This window comes from Oleiphilus sp. HI0043, from assembly GCF_001634935.1.
The window spans coordinates 1-1,160 of record NZ_LWEY01001295.1 but is presented as its reverse complement, the minus strand read 5'-3'; the positions used below and the strand labels follow the sequence as shown (position 1 = coordinate 1,160).

Annotated in this window: 2 protein-coding genes; both read right to left on the bottom strand. The window is 46.2% G+C overall.

Features of this window, described 5'->3' with window-relative positions:
* Nucleotides 1-33: 33 nt before the first annotated feature.
* Complete coding sequence (hisI, locus tag A3729_RS16890) at nt 34-435, bottom strand: phosphoribosyl-AMP cyclohydrolase (protein ID WP_068508721.1); 402 nt, start codon at nt 433-435, stop codon at nt 34-36.
* A gap of 24 nt (nt 436-459) precedes the next feature.
* Nucleotides 460-1,160 (bottom strand): metal ABC transporter permease (locus tag A3729_RS16885; RefSeq protein WP_068634105.1); only part of this gene is annotated, 701 nt, incomplete at its 5' end.

The following is a 1,160-nucleotide window of genomic DNA, read 5'->3' as shown; positions in this document are numbered from 1 at the left end:
TCAGCACTGATGTAAACGAAGAAAGCAGAAAGCTTATGAGGCGATGACCACCTCGCCTTGCTCAAACTTCAGGTAGAAGCAACTTCTACGATGAGTGTGACAAGCTGCTTCATCTTGTGTGACCAGGGCTAGTAGTACATCACCGTCGCAATCCGTTCTCATCGATACCAGGCTTTGCCAGTGGCCAGAGCTTTCTCCTTTGCGCCATAAAGACTTTCGCGAACGGGACCAATAGCACATCTTGGAGGTTTCGAGAGTTTCTTTTAATGACTCGCGATTCATCCAGGCAAACATTAGCACCTCTCTCGTCTCATGGTCCTGGGCTATTACGGGTATTAAACCCTCTTCAGAGAAGTTTAGTTCGTTTAATACTTTATCTAAGGGATAGGAGGTGCCTTCAGCATCGTTTTCGATCGATTTAAACCAGGACTTCATATTTAAATTACCTATATTTACGAGTTATGCGCTGAGATGTTTGGGTTTGGCAAGTCGAGATAAAAGGCTACCATTAAGTCCTAATGAAAACGACAAGACGTAGAGCATACCAAGTGTCAGTATGATCGCCGGCCCGGTTGGCCAGCCAGCATGGTATGACAAGAGTAAGCCGATATAACAACAGAGAATTGCAAAACAAGAGGACGCCAAAAGCATCATATCGAGGCTCTTGACCCAATACCTTGCAGAGGCTGCAGGCAAAATCATCATACCCACAGACATTAAGGTACCAAGGGCGTTAAAGCCGGCAACAAGGTTTAGAACAACTAGCACCAGGAAGGCAAAGTGAGCAATTGGACTTAGTCGACTGACTGATTGCAGGAAAAGCCTGTCCATACACTCAAGAACCAACGGTCTGAACAGCAGAGCAAGTGTAATTAAGGTAATTGTAGAAACCCCGGCAAGCAAATATAAAGCTTCGTTGTTCAAAGCCAGCGCGGAACCGAAAAGTACGTGTAGTAAATCAACCTGACTACCGTTAATTGAAATAATCAGGACGCCTGCTGCCAGAGAAATAAGATAAAAGGCAGCCATGCTGGCATCTTCAGCGACATCGGTCATACGAGAGACGAAACCGGAAAATAGCGCAACAAGGCAGCCTGCGATAATCCCGCCGATGGTCATTGCCTGAATAGATAAGCCGGCCAGAAAAAAGCCTGCCGCTG

Bases quoted from the DNA above. Each gene is read 5' to 3' on its own strand.
- hisI (WP_068508721.1), bottom strand. From the start codon at position 435: ATGAAGTCCTGGTTTAAATCGATCGAAAACGATGCTGAAGGCACCTCC.